13 protein-coding genes are annotated in these 17,731 nt (G+C 53.8%); 8 read left to right on the top strand and 5 right to left on the bottom strand.

Annotation, left to right across the window (positions count from 1 at the left end):
- Positions 1–126: 126 nt before the first annotated feature.
- From KO503_RS04795 to KO503_RS04780, 4 genes are all read right to left on the bottom strand, one after another.
- Positions 127–519 (bottom strand): MAPEG family protein, encoded by a 393-nt coding sequence (locus tag KO503_RS04795; RefSeq protein ID WP_215990426.1) that lies wholly within the window; start codon positions 517–519, stop codon positions 127–129.
- A 62-nt stretch (positions 520–581) separates the two neighbouring features.
- The gene (locus KO503_RS04790; protein WP_215990425.1) at positions 582–974 is read right to left on the bottom strand and encodes a VOC family protein; all 393 of its coding nucleotides are present in this window, start codon (positions 972–974) and stop codon (positions 582–584) included.
- 112 nt (positions 975–1,086) lie between these two features.
- Positions 1,087–4,527 (bottom strand): pyruvate carboxylase, encoded by a 3,441-nt coding sequence (locus tag KO503_RS04785; protein WP_215990424.1) that lies wholly within the window; start codon positions 4,525–4,527, stop codon positions 1,087–1,089.
- A 186-nt stretch (positions 4,528–4,713) separates the two neighbouring features.
- On the bottom strand, positions 4,714–6,228 hold the full coding sequence (locus KO503_RS04780) for an MDR family MFS transporter (protein ID WP_215990423.1): 1,515 nt from the start codon (positions 6,226–6,228) through the stop codon (positions 4,714–4,716).
- Positions 6,229–6,361: 133 nt separating this feature from the next.
- Between KO503_RS04780 and KO503_RS04775 the strand changes: the two genes are divergently transcribed.
- Positions 6,362–6,961 (top strand): MarR family winged helix-turn-helix transcriptional regulator, encoded by a 600-nt coding sequence (locus KO503_RS04775; RefSeq protein ID WP_215990422.1) that lies wholly within the window; start codon positions 6,362–6,364, stop codon positions 6,959–6,961.
- A gap of 120 nt (positions 6,962–7,081) precedes the next feature.
- Positions 7,082–9,502 (top strand): ATP-dependent helicase, encoded by a 2,421-nt coding sequence (locus KO503_RS04770; protein WP_215990421.1) that lies wholly within the window; start codon positions 7,082–7,084, stop codon positions 9,500–9,502.
- A gap of 614 nt (positions 9,503–10,116) precedes the next feature.
- Here KO503_RS04770 and KO503_RS04765 read toward each other — a convergent pair.
- Complete coding sequence (locus tag KO503_RS04765; protein WP_215990420.1) at positions 10,117–10,332, bottom strand: DUF1127 domain-containing protein; 216 nt, start codon at positions 10,330–10,332, stop codon at positions 10,117–10,119.
- 304 nt (positions 10,333–10,636) lie between these two features.
- Between KO503_RS04765 and KO503_RS04760 the strand changes: the two genes are divergently transcribed.
- From KO503_RS04760 to KO503_RS04735, 6 genes are all read left to right on the top strand, one after another.
- Complete coding sequence (locus KO503_RS04760; RefSeq protein ID WP_215990419.1) at positions 10,637–11,728, top strand: Mrp/NBP35 family ATP-binding protein; 1,092 nt, start codon at positions 10,637–10,639, stop codon at positions 11,726–11,728.
- Positions 11,729–12,439: 711 nt separating this feature from the next.
- On the top strand, positions 12,440–12,931 hold the full coding sequence (gene mraZ / locus KO503_RS04755) for a division/cell wall cluster transcriptional repressor MraZ (protein ID WP_252729578.1): 492 nt from the start codon (positions 12,440–12,442) through the stop codon (positions 12,929–12,931).
- Positions 12,932–12,934: 3 nt separating this feature from the next.
- Complete coding sequence (rsmH, locus tag KO503_RS04750) at positions 12,935–13,936, top strand: 16S rRNA (cytosine(1402)-N(4))-methyltransferase RsmH (RefSeq protein ID WP_215990418.1); 1,002 nt, start codon at positions 12,935–12,937, stop codon at positions 13,934–13,936.
- The gene (gene ftsL / locus KO503_RS04745) at positions 13,936–14,292 is read left to right on the top strand and encodes a cell division protein FtsL (RefSeq protein WP_215990417.1); all 357 of its coding nucleotides are present in this window, start codon (positions 13,936–13,938) and stop codon (positions 14,290–14,292) included. Before rsmH ends, ftsL begins: the two co-directional genes overlap by 1 nt.
- Entirely contained in the window at positions 14,289–16,064 is a 1,776-nt protein-coding gene (locus tag KO503_RS04740) for a peptidoglycan D,D-transpeptidase FtsI family protein (RefSeq protein WP_215990416.1), read from the top strand. Before ftsL ends, KO503_RS04740 begins: the two co-directional genes overlap by 4 nt.
- Before the next feature lie 57 nt (positions 16,065–16,121).
- Positions 16,122–17,594, top strand: a complete 1,473-nt coding sequence (locus KO503_RS04735) for a UDP-N-acetylmuramoyl-L-alanyl-D-glutamate--2,6-diaminopimelate ligase (protein WP_215990415.1) — start codon at positions 16,122–16,124, stop codon at positions 17,592–17,594.
- Positions 17,595–17,731 lie beyond the last annotated feature (137 nt).

Here is a 17,731-nt window from a genome sequence, read left to right as displayed (position 1 = left end):
CCCCTGAGCTACACCCGCTTCGTTGGTGAGGGCGGATATAGGACGTGGGCTTTGGAGCCGCAAGGGTAAAATTGCGCTAAGGTTTAATTTTTTTTGCGCAACCTCGAATGTCGTGGCCTAGAGCCTTTAAAATAAGGCGATGACGAGCAAGATGATCACCAAGACACTCAGCACAGCGAAACATGTCAGAACGCCGAAAGTGCGCAGTTTCAATCCGATGGGCACGGACATCCGTTCAAGACCCACAACATGGGCGATACGGCTGGCGAGCAAGGCCAAGCCAAGAGCAATCATCAACAGGGTCGGCGCGCCTTGCAGCTCGGCCAATCCCATCAAAATCAAGGTCAGCGGCACATATTCATTAAAATTCCCGTGTTGGCGTATACGGGTCTCAAGGCGGGGATCTGCCCCATCGCCAAGTGAAATGCGCTTTGATCTGCGGATCGCAATGATACGAAAAGCCAAAACGATATACATCACTGTGGCGAGGCAGGCGAAAATGGATGTGACTGGCAGCATGTGAGGGGCTTTCTGTGTGTTTGATTCTATTGGATACGACGCAGGCCGTGATTTGGCTCAGTTTAAGCTTTGGTTGGTCCCAACAAATCCCATCGATTGCCAAAAGGATCGCGAAACACTGCCACCATGCCGTAGGGTTCATCGCGTGGGGCTTCTTCGAAGTGAACGCCGTTGGCTTTCATCTTTGTATAATCCGCGTCAAAATCATCCGAACGCAAAAACAACCACACGCGCCCGCCACCTTGCAGGCCAATCGCGTCCCGTTGATCGCCCACCGCGCGCGCCAGCAAAAATTCGGTCTGCGCCCCTTTCGGTGCAACCCGAACCCATCGCTTGTCGCCGCCCATGTCGGTGTCTTCCAGTAAATTGAACCCCAGTTTTTGTGTGAAAAAAGAGATGCCTGCATCGTAATCGGGTACTAATATTGCGAGCAAAGAAAGATGGGTGAGGGCCATATGGTTTGCCTTTCTGGGGGCGTTGGTGACACGATGTGATCGTAAGCTCATATGAAAAAGGCCACCAGCGCTGATGCACCGATGGCCCTTGTTTTAAATTTGACCGATTGGCTTACGCGAATTCAACCAACAAGTCTTTGGCGTCAATCTGCGCACCTGGTGTGATATGCACGGCTTTGATTGTGCCATCTTGATCGGCGGTGATCGATGTTTCCATTTTCATTGCCTCAATGGTCAACAAAACATCGCCCTTAAGCACGGCTTGCTCTGCCGTCACTGCGACAGTCGCCACAACGCCTGGCATCGGCGCGCCAACATGGGCTGGGTTGCCCTGTTCCGCTTTCGGACGTGCGATGACTGTGGCCGCCGCTGAGCGATCCTTGACCCGCACAGTGCGCGGTTGACCATTGAGTTCAAAGAACACTTTCACTTCACCAGAATCATCTGCCTCGGACAGAGCAGAGCAGCGCACTTCAAGCGTCACCCCAAGATCGATAGACACTGAAATCTGTTCGCCTGGGATCATGCCGTAGAAAAAGTTTTTCGTTGGCAAGGTGCGCACAGGGCCATAGGTCTCGTGACGCCCGCGGTAGTCTGAGAACACTTTCGGGTACATCAGGTAGCCGTTGAGGTCCTCGTCATCCAGCTCAACACCCAAGGCTTCAGAGGCCTCAACACGTGTCGCTTCGATATCGACAGGTTTCAGATGCTTGCCGGGGCGTTCCAAGTTGGGTTTTTCTTCGCCCAGAACTTTGGCGAGGATCGTGTCGGGGAAACCAGCAGGGGGCTGGCCCAAATTGCCGCGCATCATATCGATGACAGAATCTGGGAAAGAGACTTCGACAGATGGGTCTTCGACTTGGGCGCGAGTGATGCCTTGGGACACCATCATCAAGGCCATATCGCCAACCACTTTGGACGAAGGCGTCACTTTAACGATATCGCCGAACATCATGTTCACATCGGCATAGGCTTGCGCCACTTCATGCCAGCGGTCCTCAAGTCCAAGCGAGCGGGCTTGGGCTTTGAGGTTGGTGAATTGACCACCGGGCATTTCGTGCAGGTAGACTTCGGAGGCTGGTGCTTCTAGGCCGCTTTCAAACGCAGCGTATTGATGGCGCACAGTTTCCCAGTAGATCGACATCTCGCGGATTGCACCGATGTCCAAACCCGTGTTGCGCTCTGAGAAACGCGTGGCCTCAACGATAGAGCCCAAACATGGCTGCGATGTGCCGCCAGAGAAGGCATCCATCGCCACGTCAACCGCATCGACGCCTGCATCCGCAGCGGCCAAGATGGTCGCCGCCGCAATGCCGGATGTGTCATGGGTGTGGAAGTGGATCGGCAGGCCGACTTCTTCCTTCAAAGCTTTGACCAACATCGTGGCTTGCGCTGGTTTCAACAGTCCAGCCATGTCTTTGAGACCCAGAACATGCGCGCCTGCTGCTTTCAAATCCTTGCCCATTTGGACGTAGTATTTGAGATCATATTTGGGGCGCGTCGGGTCCAAAAGATCGCCTGTGTAGCAAATCGTACCTTCGCAGACTTTGCCGCTGTCAATCACAGCGTCCATCGCCACGCGCATGTTTTCAACCCAGTTCAGCGAGTCAAATACGCGGAACACATCAACGCCTGTATCCGCCGCCTGTTTGACGAAAGACTGCACAACGTTGTCAGGGTAGTTGGTGTAGCCCACACCGTTAGAGGCGCGCAGCAACATTTGCGTCATGATGTTCGGCATACGCGTGCGAATGTCGCGCAGACGCTGCCATGGGCATTCTTGCAAGAACCGGTAGGCCACATCGAAGGTTGCGCCGCCCCAGCATTCAACAGAGAACAGCTGCGGCAGGTTGGCCGCATAGGCCGGGGCCGCATTGATCATATCGATCGACCGCATCCGCGTGGCCAACAAAGACTGGTGACCATCGCGCATGGTGGTGTCGGTGATCAAAAGTTGCTTTTGCGCGAGCATCCAATCGGCCACAGCTTGCGGGCCTTTTTCTTCCAGTAGTTGACGGGTGCCAGCTTGGATCTCTTGCGTGCGCGGTTTGGGGGCCACAGGTGTGCGCGCATCCGCAGCAGGCTTCGGACGACCCAGTGTTTCGGGGTGTCCGTTGACAGAAATATCCGCGAGATACGTCAGAATTTTTGTCGCGCGATCACGACGTGGCTTAAAGTCAAACAGCTCAGGTGTGTTGTCGATGAATTTGGTGGAGTACTCGTTTGACACAAAGGTTGGGTGCTTGAGCAAGTTTTCCACAAAGGCGATATTGGTGGACACGCCGCGAATACGGAATTCTCGCAAAGCACGGTCCATACGGGCAATCGCCGCCTCTGGCGTGCGCGCCCATGCGGTCACTTTGGTCAGCAAGCTGTCGTAGTAGCGCGTGATCACAGCGCCAGAATAGGCCGTGCCGCCATCAAGGCGAATGCCCATACCTGTGGCCGTGCGGTAGGACGTGATACGGCCGTAATCAGGGATAAAGTTGTTGGACGGGTCTTCGGTGGTGACACGGCATTGGATCGCGTGACCGTCGAGTTTGACGTCATACTGGCTCGCAACGCCTGTCGCATCAGTCAAGGATTTGCCTTCAGCGATCAAGATTTGCGCCCGCACAATGTCGATGCCTGTGACTTCTTCGGTGATGGTGTGCTCAACTTGAACGCGAGGGTTCACTTCGATGAAGTAAAACTTGCCGCTGTCCATATCCATCAAGAATTCGACGGTGCCCGCGCATTCATAATTGACGTGTTCACAGATTTTCTTACCCAAAGCACAGATTTCTTCGCGCTGGGTTTCAGACAGATACGGGGCAGGGGCGCGTTCAACCACTTTTTGGTTGCGGCGTTGCACTGAACAATCGCGTTCGTACAGGTGATAGATATTGCCGTGGCTGTCACCCAAGATTTGCACCTCAACGTGACGTGCGCGCACGATCATTTTCTCAAGGTAGCCTTCGCCGTTGCCAAAGGCCGCTTCAGCCTCGCGGCGGCCCTCTTTGACTTTTTCTTCAAGCTCTTCTTCGTTGAAAACAGGACGCATACCGCGTCCGCCGCCACCCCAGGACGCTTTGAGCATCAAAGGAAAGCCGACCTCTTTGGCCTCTGCGCGGATCGCATCGAAATCGTCGCCCAAGACTTCTGTGGCAGGAATAACAGGTACGCCAGCCTCAACAGCCACTTTGCGAGCAGATGCTTTGTCGCCCAACTGACGCATGGTTTTGGCTTTGGGGCCGATAAAGGTGATGCCAGCCTCGGTGCAGGCGTCTACAAATTCAGGATTTTCGGACAAAAGCCCATAGCCAGGGTGGATCGCATCGGCGCCAGATAATTTGGCGACACGGATGATTTCCTCAATAGACAGATATGCCGCAACTGGTCCCATGCCTTCGCCAATCTTATAGGCTTCGTCCGCTTTGAAGCGGTGCAGGGACAGTTTGTCTTCTTCGGCATAAATAGCGACCGTTCGTTTCCCCATTTCGTTTGCAGCGCGCATCACGCGGATCGCAATTTCGCCGCGGTTGGCGATGAGAATTTTCTTGAAGTCGGTCATAGTCTATTTTCCCCTAAGATAGTGATGACGTCGGTACGCTATGTTTTTTTCTGCGATGCAGCAAACACAAATTGCGTTTTTTGGTCGCAGTCTTGTAATGGTTGCGCAAACAAAACGAAAGGTCAGGACGTTCGAGACTTGGGAAAATAGCCTCAAACATCGATATTGCGGGAGTAAACCCTTGTTTTAACGATTTCTTGCCCCTTGGAGTTCTTCATCTTTGAGGAACAGTGAAACAATGAATGCTGTGAAAGAAAGTCCTGCTACGATCCAATATACAGGTTGGATGGCGTTGGTCACGGCGTGCGCGATCTGATCTTGAACGGCCGCTGGCAACTCTGCCAGCATTTGTGGGCCCAGTTCCGCAATCGATGTCATGCCTTCAATTTCGACACCGCCTAATGATCTCGCAACGCCTGAGGCAAAGATCGCGCCAAACAAAGCCACGGCCACTGACCCGCCGATTTGACGAAACAAAACACCCGCCGCTGTGGCCGTACCAAGATGGGTGCGTGGCACAGTGTTTTGCACGGCTGTGCTGATCACGGGAAAGTTCATCCCAAGGCCCGCGCCCATAAGGATCAGCATGGCCGAAAAGAACAGGCCGCTCATATCGCTCGAAATTTGTGTCAGTCCCAGCGCACCAAATGTCGCCAAAAACGTGCCGATGATAGGCAATCTACGGTAGCGTCCTGTTCTGCCCATATAGCGCCCCGCGATTGTGGAGCCAGATAAGACCCCGATCGTCAGCGGGATAAGTTGTAAGCCAGATGTTGTGGGGCTTACGCCTTTGGCCATTTGCAAAAATAGTGGTAAAAAGGTGATGGAGCCAAGCATCATAGCGCCTGTGAACAGGGCCAAAAGTGAACACACCACAAAGACATTCATCCGAAACAGGCCCAGCGGTAAAATCGGCTCGGCTGCGCGTTTTTCTGCTATGATGAATGCTGCGGTTGACGCAAAACACAGGGCGATTAACCCCAGTGCAGCAGCGCTATTCCATGCAATATCTCTGCCGCCCAAAGCGGTCACCAGCACCAAAGCAGACAAGGCAATGGTCAGCGTCACGACGCCAGAAAAATCGATGGAGGCTGACTTGCGTTTTCCTGTCGGTTTGAAACCGATCATGAACCCGATCAAAGCCAGCGCGCCAATGGGGAGGTTGATAAAGAAAATCCAGTGCCAGCTCAGCGCATCCACAAACCAACCACCCAACAGCGGGCCGACCACTGAGGATATGCCAAAAACGCCAGCGAATACGCCTTGGATTTTACCGCGATCTTTGGGTGGCAGCACGTCACCAATAATGGACAAAGCCAAGACGAACAGGCCGCCACCGCCAAGCCCTTGGACGGCACGCGCCAAGATCAGAAACATCATTGATCCAGCCAAACCGCACAGGATCGACCCGATCAAGAACAGGCTTACAGATATGAACACCATATTGCGGCGTCCGAATAGGTCACCAAATTTGCCATAGAGTGGCGCGACGACAGTTGAGGCCAAGATATAAGAGGTAACCACCCAAGACAGATGCTCAAGCCCGCCAAGGTCCGCGACAATCGTGGGCAGGGCGGTGGAAACGATGGTTTGGTCAAGCGCAGCCAGTAGCAATAAAACAGCGACAGAGGCGATCACCAAGCCGACAGATTGAGATTCTGCGCTTGAGGCGTGCGGCGCGGGAGATTGGGTGTGTGGCATGTGCGTTCCTTAACGGTATCTTATACTTTTATCTTTGGTGTTGGTTTAGGGGGTGAGAATATGTGTGTCAATGTCACATATGTGACAATCGCACACACTTGACGGTCATATATAATTATGGCACCCACAAAGCATGTCTCAAAAAACGCCCCCTTATGCATCGACGCAATCTAAAGACTCTGGGTTCAAAAATGATCCCCGCATTCAAAATGGAATCCCCGACTTTCTCAAAGAAAAAGGGTTCTCGGCAGAGGCGACAGACGCGCTGTTGCAGTTTGATGTCGCAAATTTTCAGTGGCGCAGGATGTGGGAACGCGAAGAATTTCGCGGCAAAGTTTTAAATGACTTAAGCGAAACGTTAGAGCCAGCCTTGTTGCAGGGGCTGATTTCTGTGGCGCGTATTCAAGGCGGTATCGGTCGGCCTGAGCCGATGTTGCCAACTGTTGGTTTGGTGGCCGAGATGATGCAAGTGGACCCGTCGCGGGCCTCGCGCATTGTTGCAGATATTGTGTCTCGCGGTTATGTCGAACGCGGCGTCGCACAAGATGATGCGCGTAAAGCCGTTTTGATGGTGACGACCAAAGGCTACGGGTTCTTGAATGAATTCATGCGGTCGAAATGGTCTTTGATGGTGCAAGCTTTTGAGGGCTGGACCGAAGCTGAAATCGAAACCTTTTCCAAGCTGTTTCAACGCTATGTCAGATCCATCGAGCGCGTGGTGCAAACGCCCTAAAATCCGCTAAGGCAGCAATCGCACGCTTAAGGTCGTGCCGAAGGCGCTTTTGTTGAATTGTTTGCGAACAATTGCAGAACACTCTTTTCCTCACGGCGCGTCTGCATTAACGTCTGGCTCATGAGCAGATTTGATGAAGAAGACGCCTTCGAGGCCGCCGTTGCCCCCGCTGGGGGCTCACTCACCCAACGGGCGATGGCCGCGCGGCCGATGCCTTATCTGGATGGTCTGAACCCTGCGCAACGCGAAGCGGTTGAGACTTTAGATGGTCCCGTTTTGATGTTGGCGGGCGCTGGCACAGGAAAGACCAAGGCCTTGACCTGCCGTATTGCTCATTTGCTCAACACTGGACGGGCCCGCCCGAATGAAATTTTAGCCGTGACCTTTACCAACAAAGCCGCGCGCGAGATGAAAGAGCGTGTGGGCGGTCTGATGGGCACCTCCGTTGCGGGGATGCCGTGGCTTGGCACCTTTCACTCTGTCTGTGTGAAGCAACTGCGCCGTCATGCGGAACTTGTGGGGCTAAAATCCAATTACACGATTCTGGACACTGACGATGTGGTGCGCTTGCTTAAGCAGTTGATCAAGGCTGAAGGCATCGATGAAAAACGCTGGCCCGCGCGCCAGTTGGCGGGTGTGATCGATGCGTGGAAAAACCGCGCTTTGACGCCTGAAAAAGTGTCGGCGGCGGATGACGAGGCCTTCAATGGCTATGGGTTAAAACTGTACCGCCAATATCAAGACCGCTTAAAGGCTTTGAATGCCTGTGATTTTGGTGATCTTTTGTTGCACATGGTGACGATTTTTCAAACGCACCCTGACCTGCTGGAACAATATCAGCGCTGGTACAAATACATTTTGGTGGACGAGTACCAAGATACCAACGTGGCACAATATTTATGGCTGCGCTTACTCGGTGCGGCACATAAAAATGTGTGCTGTGTTGGCGATGATGATCAGTCGATCTATGGCTGGCGCGGGGCTGAAGTGGGCAATATCCTGCGCTTTGAAAAGGATTTTCCGGGCGCCAAGGTCGTGCGTCTGGAGCAAAACTACCGCTCTACGCCGCATATTTTGGCCGCAGCGTCTGGCGTAATTGCAGGCAATACAAATCGCTTGGGCAAAGACCTGTGGACGGCAGAACCTGAGGGCGAATTGGTGCGCTTAATCGGTCATTGGGATTACGAGGATGAAGCGCGCTGGATCGGCGAAGAGATCGAGGCCATGGCCTCTGGATCGCGCGCCAAACTGCGTCAGTTTTCCTTGGAAGATATGGCGATTCTCGTGCGCGCTTCGCACCAAATGCGCGCTTTTGAGGATCGGTTCCTCAAGATCGGCTTGGCCTATCGCGTGATTGGTGGGCCGAAGTTCTATGAGCGTTTGGAATGTCGCGATGCCATCGCCTATTTCCGCGTGGTGATCCAACCTGAAGACGATTTGGCGTTTGAGCGCATCATCAACACCCCAAAGCGCGGTGTCGGCCCGAAAGCCTTGCTTGATATTCAAACCATGGCGCGGGCCAATGGTGTGGCGTTGAAAGAGGGCGCGCGTTTGGCCCTGCAAGAAGGGATGCTGAAAGGTAAAGCCAAAACGGCCGTGGCTGAATTGGTCACGCAGCTTGACACGTGGTCATCGCTTGCGGTCCAACAAATTCGCTACCCTGGTATTGATGATGACGAAGCGGTGGTCGAATCTGTCGACTATGTCCCCGCAGAGATCAGTCATGTTGAACTGGCTGAGCGCATTTTGGACGAAAGCGGCTACACCGTGATGTGGCAAAACGACAAAACCCCCGAGGCACCGGGGCGTTTGGAAAACCTTAAAGAGCTGGTCAAAGGCTTGGACGAGCATGACAACCTGAACGGATTCTTGGAAAATGTGGCGCTGAGCGTTGATAATGATTCCAATGAATTTGATCCCAAGGTCACCATCATGACCCTGCACGGCGCAAAAGGTCTTGAGTTCCCTGTGGTGTTTTTACCCGGTTGGGAAGAAGGCTTGTTCCCGTCTCAGCGGTCGATGGATGAAAGCGGGTTGAGCGGGTTGGAAGAAGAGCGGCGCTTGGCCTACGTGGGAATCACCCGCGCCGAAGAGTTATGTACGATCTCTTTCGCCAGCAATCGTCCCGTGTTTGGCCAATGGCAATCGCAATTGCCTTCGCGGTTTATTGACGAGATGCCGCATGAACATGTCGATGTGATGACGCCGCAGGCCGTGGGAAGTGGCTTTGGCACGTCGCGTGCGAGTACCGCATCCTTTGATGACCGTGTTTCTGAGGCAGATGTTTACAATTCTCCGGGGTGGAAACGCTTGCAAAGCCGCCAACATCGCGCTCCTGCCGCCAAACCGATTACGCTTGATATGAAAGCCGCGACATCGTTCGTTGCAGGTGAACGTGTGTTCCATGTCAAATTTGGCTACGGCGAAGTGATTTTGGCTGATGGCGACACTCTCACGGTTGAGTTCGATCATGCGGGCGCCAAGACCCTAAAGGCGCAATATGTGAAGCCTGCCGCCCAAGCGGATGACGCGCCCTTTTGATGTTTTTTGACGGGAAGGCTTAGCGTCAAACCTTGTGGTGTCTTGGTGATAAAGGCCAATGTGATAAAGGGCAGTAAAGGGCAGTTGGCCCGCTGCCTGTGGGCATATGCGGACTTCGCATCCAGTCGTTACCCAAGTCTCAAACGTTAACAGCGCCCTCAAAACGAAAAACACCCGCGCCAGGGAGGATGGCGCGGGTGTCTTTTTTTGTCGAACCATGATGGGAGGATCAGGTTCAAGACTTAAGGCTGCACCATCAGGGAGGAGGAATGATGAAGCAACCTTGCCTTAGGTCTCTTAGGGAGGAGGAAAAGAGACCAAAGAAGGTGTGGGCGTTTAGCCCGAATTTCTGCGGTGATGTCAGGGAGGAGGAAGACATCACCGCCTTGCTTTAAGTCCCTCAGGGAGGAGGAGGAGAGACCCAAGACCGTGTGGGCGTTAAGCCCGAATAAGTGCGATGAAGTAGGGAGGAGGAAACTTCACCGCGAGGTCTTCATGGCTTCAGGGAGGAGGAGGAAGCCGTGAATTCCAAAAATGTCGACAGCGTCAGGGAGGAGGAAGACGCTGCCGTCGTAATCAGGACCCAAGGGAGGAGGAGGGGCCCGATATAAGAATTAGTTTCCGTAGGCTGCTTCAAGTGCGACAGCTTTGATGCCAGCGCGGCTGAGGCCTAGGTCATTGAGTTCGCGGTTGGACAGATTTTCGAGTTCTGCCTGTGTTTCGCGGTAAACGCGGTAACGAGCAGCGCGTTCAACAAGAGTGTTTTTGATTGCGTTGAAACGACCTGCGAGACCAAAGTCAGCTGTGTGTGATGCGTTTGCGTATGCCATCTTCTGTAAACCTTAAGTGCGTGGGCGCTTGCCCTTGTGTATTTCTTGGCGGTTGGCGCTCATTGCTGTGTCGCTGTCTGCCTTGCTTGATACTGAATTTAGAGCATTGCTGCGGATGCACAATCCACCCAATGGTCATTGCCGCCATGCAGAAAATGCATAGCAAGTGCTGACCTATTTTTAAGCGCTTTAGGGAGCTTTTGAGGCGCTATGAAAACTTCTTGTCAAAAAGCTGATCTGACAGGTGGTGTCAGGGGGAATTTGGCCCTATTTCAAGGGAGAATTAGACAGAGGGGGCATTTATATGTCGATAAGTCGTGACACAATTATGACAGTGCTGGCTGGAATTGCTTTGCCAAATGGCAATACGCTTGCGCAAGGCGATGTGGTCAAGGCGCTCACCGTTAAGGATGGGGTGGTGAGCTTTGTGATTGAGGCGCCAGATGCCGATGCCGCGCGGGCTTGGGATTCGGCGCGTTCAGATGCAGAGGCGGCGCTCAGGGCACTTGCTGGCGTTCAGTCAGTCTCTGTCGTCATGACTGCGCACAGCGGCACGCCTTCTGCGCCGTCGGCTCCCACCGGTGGGGCGGCACCCAATCTCAAGATCGGTCGTCATCCAACGCCGCAAAAAGGTAAGATGACTGTGCTTGGTGTGAAAAGCATCATCGCGATCGCCTCAGGCAAGGGCGGTGTTGGTAAATCAACTGTATCGTCTAATTTGGCTGTGGCTTTGGCCAAGCAGGGCCGCAAGGTCGGTTTGCTGGATGCGGACATATATGGTCCTTCGCAGCCGCGGATGATGGGCGTGTCTAAAAAACCGGCCAGCCCCGATGGCGAAACAATCGAGCCACTCTATGCGCATGGCGTCACGATGATGTCTATCGGGCTGATGGTGGAAGAGGGCGAGGCGATTGTCTGGCGCGGTCCGATGTTGATGGGTGCGATGCAGCAAATGCTAGGTCAGGTGCAATGGGGCGAGCTGGATGTTTTGTTGATCGACATGCCGCCCGGCACTGGCGATGTGCAATTGACGCTGTGTCAAAAAACCGAGATCACGGGGGCGATTGTGGTTTCGACACCGCAAGATGTTGCGCTGCTTGATGCGCGGCGCGGGATTTCCATGTTTGAAAAGCTTGGCGTGCCTGTTCTGGGCCTTGTGGAAAACATGTCGACCTATGTTTGCCCTGATTGTGGGCATGAGGCACATATCTTCGGCCATGGTGGTGTCTCTGATGAAGCCGAGAAAATTGGCGTGCCGTTCTTGGGGGCTTTGCCTTTGGCTTTGCCGACGCGTTTGGCGGGGGACAGTGGTGTGCCTATTGTTGTCACCGATGAGGCCTTGGGGGAACCCTATATGCGTCTTGCGGATCGCTTGGTGCAAGGCGGCATCGCTTAAAGCAACACTTCGACGAATTGAAACCTTTGTGGCGTGCGGGGCATTTGCTTTGCGCGCCATTTTTTTGTGGGTGTCAATCATGATGCCAGCGCTACCTGCCGGTGCTTATGTTGGCGCATGGTACTTTTGTGGGAATTGGTGGGAAATGATCTATTTTTGTGAAATTGATAATGTCATCCATTCAGATGTGATGGTTAGGCTATATTTTTTTCTAAAACCCTGCCTGAATGCCTCTGTCTATATGTAGTTTTGTTTTTTAATTTATGTCTACTTGTGGTGTTTTGTTTGAGATGTTCATTTTTTGTTCAACCCTGTGCTCCTAAATGAAACGCTGTTTTGATTTCTGTGCCCAAAGAAAACCATTGATTACCATGAATTCCCGTGGCATCTTGAGTGCATCAGATGAGACGGGAATGAGCGGCACATCAAGAACCGCGAACATAACCAAAAAAACAAGTCAGGCTTCATACAGGCGCCCGCATTCATCGATACAAAGAGATCCAGCGCGCGAGCGAGCAGACATCCCCCCAGGTGGCGCGCGCAGCTGGACAGGCCCGAAAATCGGGTGCCCGGAAACGGGATGAGAGCGGCGAATTGAGCAGTGGCAGCAGCTCGGTTCGCCGTTTTCCGTAAACGGCCTCGGGTTCGGGGCGCAAGTGTACCAGTCCCAAGTTGGGACGAAGAGAATGAAGGAGCGCCGCATTGGCCGGCATGTTCATTGGCGAACACACCTTTAAGGTGGACGGAAAGGGACGCGTGTCGATCCCTGCCGATTTTCGTCGTGAACTTGAAGAGGGTGACCCCCTTGCTAGCCAGTCAGGCCGCCCCCGTATGGTGATCGTTTACGGTCACGACGCGCAAAAGCAGCTGCAAGTTTACACATATAATGACTACCGCGCTTTGGCGGCTGAAATCGCGCAAATGCCGCGCGGCTCGAAGCAGCGCAAAATCATGCAAAGCCTTATCCTGAACAAAGCCCGCCCGACCGAAGTTGATAGCGATGGTCGTTTGGTTTTGCCGCAAGCGCTGCGTGACAAAATCGGCCTTGAGGGTACTGCGTATTTTGGCGGCATGGGTGAAACATTTGAAATTTGGAAGCCAGAAGTCTTTGAGGCCAATACGGCGTCCGTGACCGAAACTTGGCTGGAAGAGCAGGGCGATGATTTCGATCCTTTGAGCCTGCTCAATGATTTGGAGGGCTGAGGTATGACCTCTCCCGAGTACGATACACCGAAAGCCCCGCATGTTCCCGTTTTGCTGCGTCCGCTTTTGCGCCAATGCGCGCCGATTTCCGGACGTTGGCTGGACGGCACCTTTGGCGCTGGCGGTTACACCAAAGGCTTGATCGCTGAGGGCGCTGATTTGGTTTATGGCGTGGACCGCGATCCTTTGGCGCATGAAATGGCGTCAAAATGGGTTGGCGATTATGGTGGCAAAATCGAATTGGTTCTGAGCACATTCGGCCAGATGGATGACTACGCGCAAGATTTGGACGGTGTTGTCTTGGATCTTGGCGTATCGTCGATGCAGCTTGATTTGGCTGAGCGTGGCTTTTCGTTCATGAAGGACGGCCCGCTGGATATGCGTATGTCGCAAGACGGGCAAACGGCTGCTGATTTTGTGAATTCTGCGGATGAGGCCGAATTGGCCGCAGTGCTGTTTCATTACGGCGAAGAAAAACAATCGCGCAAAATCGCCAAAGCGATTGTGATGGACCGTGTCGAAAAAGAACCGTTCACAACGACCTTGCAATTGGCAGGGCTGATTGAGCGTATTTTACCGCGCAAAAAACCGGGCCAAAGCCACCCTGCGACGCGTACATTTCAAGCGATCCGCATCGCGATCAACGACGAATTTGGGCAATTGATCGAAGGGCTTGAGGCTGCTGAGCGTGCGCTTGCCCCCGGTGGTCAACTGGCTGTTGTGACATTCCATTCCTTGGAAGACCGCGTGGTAAAGCGGTTCTTGCAAGAACGGTCCTCTACTGGCGGGGGCGGATCGCGTTATGCGCCCGTGGTGGCTGAAAAAACGCCTGCATTTGAAAAACTATCTAAGGCTATTGGCCCTGATGAGGATGAACTTGAAATCAACCCGCGCGCGCGTTCTGCGCGTTTGCGTGTTGCCACAAGAACATCTGCGCCTGCCGCGCATGTTGAGCGTGCAGGGCTTGGGTTGCCAAAACCTGTTTTGTCACGAGGTGCCAATTAATGCGTTCTGTTTATATTGTTTTATCCGCTTTATTCGTCATGGGGCTTGCAGTGTGGGCCTATAAAGAAAACTACGCCACCCAAGAGGTGCTGCGCGAGGTCAGCCAAATTCAACGCGACATCGGTCACCAGCAAGAAGAGCTGGCCGTGCTGCGCGCGGAATGGGCTTATCTGAACCGCCCCAGTCGTTTACGCGATCTGGCAGAGCTTAACTTTGATCGATTGGGTCTGTTGCCCTTGTTGCCAGAGCAATTTGGCGACGTCACCAGCGTGGCCTTTCCCGTTGAGGAAGACATTTTAATGGAGTTGGACAACCCCGTTTCAGTGGTTGGCAGCTTGGAGGCCATCGTACAATGAGCATGCGTACACCGCTGCGCCCCTTGGCGCGTATCTTGAAAGCACGATCCTCAGGTGAAAATCCTGACACAATCGAGCGCGAGAACCTGCGGCTGCGACATGAGGAAATGCGTGACACCACACGTTTGCGTGCTGAAGGGCGTCTGCTGGTTTTAGGTCTGTGCTTTGTTTCGGCTTTTGTGGTCGTTGGATTGCGCATGGGGCAGGTGGCTGCCTCAAATCCTGAAGAGCCACAAGCTGTCACCACAGGCACTTCGATTTTGGCGCAACGCGCTGATATCGTTGATCGTAATGGTCGCATTTTGGCGACCAATCGCACAACGCACAGCCTGTACGCGCAACCGCAAGAAATGATCGATCCGCTTTATGCGGCCAAAGAACTTGCCAAGATTTTTCCCGATTTGAACGAAGAGAAATTGATCAAAGACTTTACGGGTACGCGTAAGTTTTTGTGGATCAAGCGGCAAATCGCGCCTGAGCAACAACAAGCGGTGCATGATATCGGCGATCCTGGGCTGCTGTTTGGCCCGCGTGAATCGCGCCTCTACCCGAACGGAAAACTTGCCAGTCACATTCTGGGCGGGACCAAATTTGGCCGCGAGGGTGTGATGAGTGCTGAAATCGTTGGGCAATCTGGTATCGAACGCTACAGCGATGAGTATTTGCGTGATCCGGCCAATGGTCACAAACCTTTGCAACTGTCGCTTGATCTGTCCGTGCAATCGACCATGCGTGAGGTATTGTTCGGCGGTATGCATTTGCTCAATGCCAAAGGCGCCGCTGCTGTTTTGATGGATGTGCACACTGGCGAAATCGTCTCGATGGTGTCCTTGCCTGATTTTGATCCCAATGGGCGTCCCACATTTGCAGGCCAAAATGCCGCTGATAACCCGCGGTTCAATCGCGCCGTGCAAGGTGTGTACGAGCTTGGATCGACGTTTAAGATTTTCGCTGCCGCCCAAGCGATGGAGCTTGGGATCATGACGCCGGATACTTTGATTCCTGCGACACCGCCATTCAAGTGGGGCAAGCATAGTATTCGTGAGTTCGAAGGGCATAATTACGGCCCGATGTTGTCGTTGACGGGCATGATTGTGAAATCATCGAACGTGGCCACAGCGCATGTCGCCCAACAAATCGGAGTGACACGTCAAAAGGCATTTCTTGACTCATTGGGGTTTCTTGACGCAACGCCTGTTGAGCTGACTGAAGCCTCTGGTGCCAAGCCCTTGTTGCCGCCCAATTGGTCTGAGTTGTCTACAATCACCATCGGCTTTGGTCACGGGTTGTCTGCCTCGCCATTGCATTTGGCAACGGCTTATTCGTCGTTGTTGAATGGTGGCACCCGTGTCACGCCAACCTTGATCAAACACCAAGGGCCCATTCGACTTGGCCCGCGCGTTGTGCGGCCTGAAGTGTCTGCTGCCTCGCGCGCAATGCTGCGCGCTGTTGTGGCGGAAGGCACGGCTTCATTCGGCGATGTGCGCGGTTATCAAGTGGGGGGAAAGACAGGTACCGCCGACAAGCCACGCGAGAACGGAAAAGGGTATTATGACGACAAAGTCATCACCACGTTTGCTTCTGTTTTCCCAGCTGACGAACCGAAATACGTCTTGATCGTGACGATGGATGAAGCTGTTGAGACCTCTGGTCCCAAACCACGGCGCACCGCTGGTTGGACAGCTGTGCCGGTTGCGGCTGAGGTGATCCGCCGCGTCGCGCCGATTTTGGGCATCAGGCCCGATGTTGAAACCCTCGCGCTGGGACAGTAATACTGTTGGAACCGTCAAGCTGAAGACGAATAACACTTATCAAAGGCACGCGCGCGCATGGCAAAAATGCTTTCCGAATTGGGGCTCACTGCAAAAGGGGCACGCGATGTTCCTATCAGTGGCCTTGCTGTCGACAGTCGCGAAGTGCGTGCGGATATGTTGTTTGCGGCGCTGCCGGGCGTCAATGTACACGGGGCTGAATTTATCACCTATGCCTTGCGTATGGGGGCGACCGCGATTTTGACAGACCCTGAGGGCGCGCGGATCGCGGCAGATACCATTGCTGAACACGACCCCGCTATGGTGATCGTTGAAGACCCGCGTCAAGCTTTGGCCTATACGGCCGCGCTTTGGTATGGTCGTCAACCCAATGCGATGGTGGCTGTCACGGGTACCAATGGCAAAACATCGGTGACGAATTTCACCCGACAGATTTGGCAGTTGATGGGGCACCCTGCGATCAACATCGGCACCACAGGTGTTGAGGGCGATTGGCAAACCCCAAGCCCGAATACCACGCCAGAACCGATTACCTTGCACAAGATGCTTTCTGATGCGGCTTCCGAGGGCATAACTCATGGCGCGATGGAAGCGTCAAGTCACGGGCTATCACAGCGCCGCCTTGATGGTGTGCGCCTTATGGCGGCTGGGTTTACCAATTTCACCCAAGATCATTTGGATTACCATGAGACATTCGAGGCCTATTTTGCCGCCAAAGCCGGTTTGTTCACTCGGGTGTTGTCCGAAGAAGGTGTCGCTGTGGTCAATATCGATGACGCACGCGGCATGGAGGTCGAAGCGCTTTGCGCCGAGCGCGGGATTGATGTCATGCGGATCGGGCGCTCTGATGCAGCGGATTTGCGCATCTTAGGTCAGCGTTTTGATGCCACAGGCCAAGATTTGCGTGTTGATTTCGTTGGCAATATTTATCAAGTACGTCTCGATCTAATCGGTGGGTTTCAGGCGGAAAATGTGATGGCCGCTGCGGGCCTTGTGATGGCCTGTGGGGGCGATCCTGAGGAAGTGTTCTCTTGCCTGCCAGAGTTGACTGGCGTGCATGGACGTATGCAGCACGCGGCGACGCGTGATAATGGCGGGACGGTATTTGTTGATTACGCGCATACGCCTGACGCGGTTTCCACGGCGATCAAGGCCTTGCGTCCCCATGTGATGGGACGGGTGATTGCTGTGGTCGGAGCCGGCGGGGATCGTGATGCTGGCAAACGTCCGTTGATGGGGCAGGCTGCGGCTGAAAACGCTGATTTGGTGATCGTGACCGATGATAATCCGCGTTCCGAAGATCCTGCCACTATTCGCGCCGCTGTGATGCAGGGCGCGCCTGAGGCGCTTGAGGTGGCGGACCGCTCAGAGGCGATTTTGCGCGGTGTTGATGCTCTGCAATCAGGTGATGCTTTGATCGTTTGTGGCAAAGGCCATGAAAGCGGGCAGATCGTTGGTGATATTGTCTATCCATTTGATGATGTTGAGCAAGCCTCGATCAGCGTGGCAGCTTTGGATGGCGCTTTGTGACCACGTTTTGGACCTTTTCGGGTGCATTATTTGATCGAAGAGTCAAAAGGATCAAATGTGAGCCAGTGCTTGACGGCATCCGAAACTTGGGGCATCCGCTCCTCAAATACTACGCGGCCAAGCTGAAATAGGCAGGC

The organism is Pacificibacter marinus (assembly GCF_018860505.1).
Taxonomy (GTDB): Bacteria; Pseudomonadota; Alphaproteobacteria; order Rhodobacterales; family Rhodobacteraceae; genus Celeribacter; species Celeribacter marinus_B.
The sequence above is the reverse complement of the archived record's forward strand: the minus strand, read 5'-3'. Positions and strand labels throughout refer to the sequence as shown.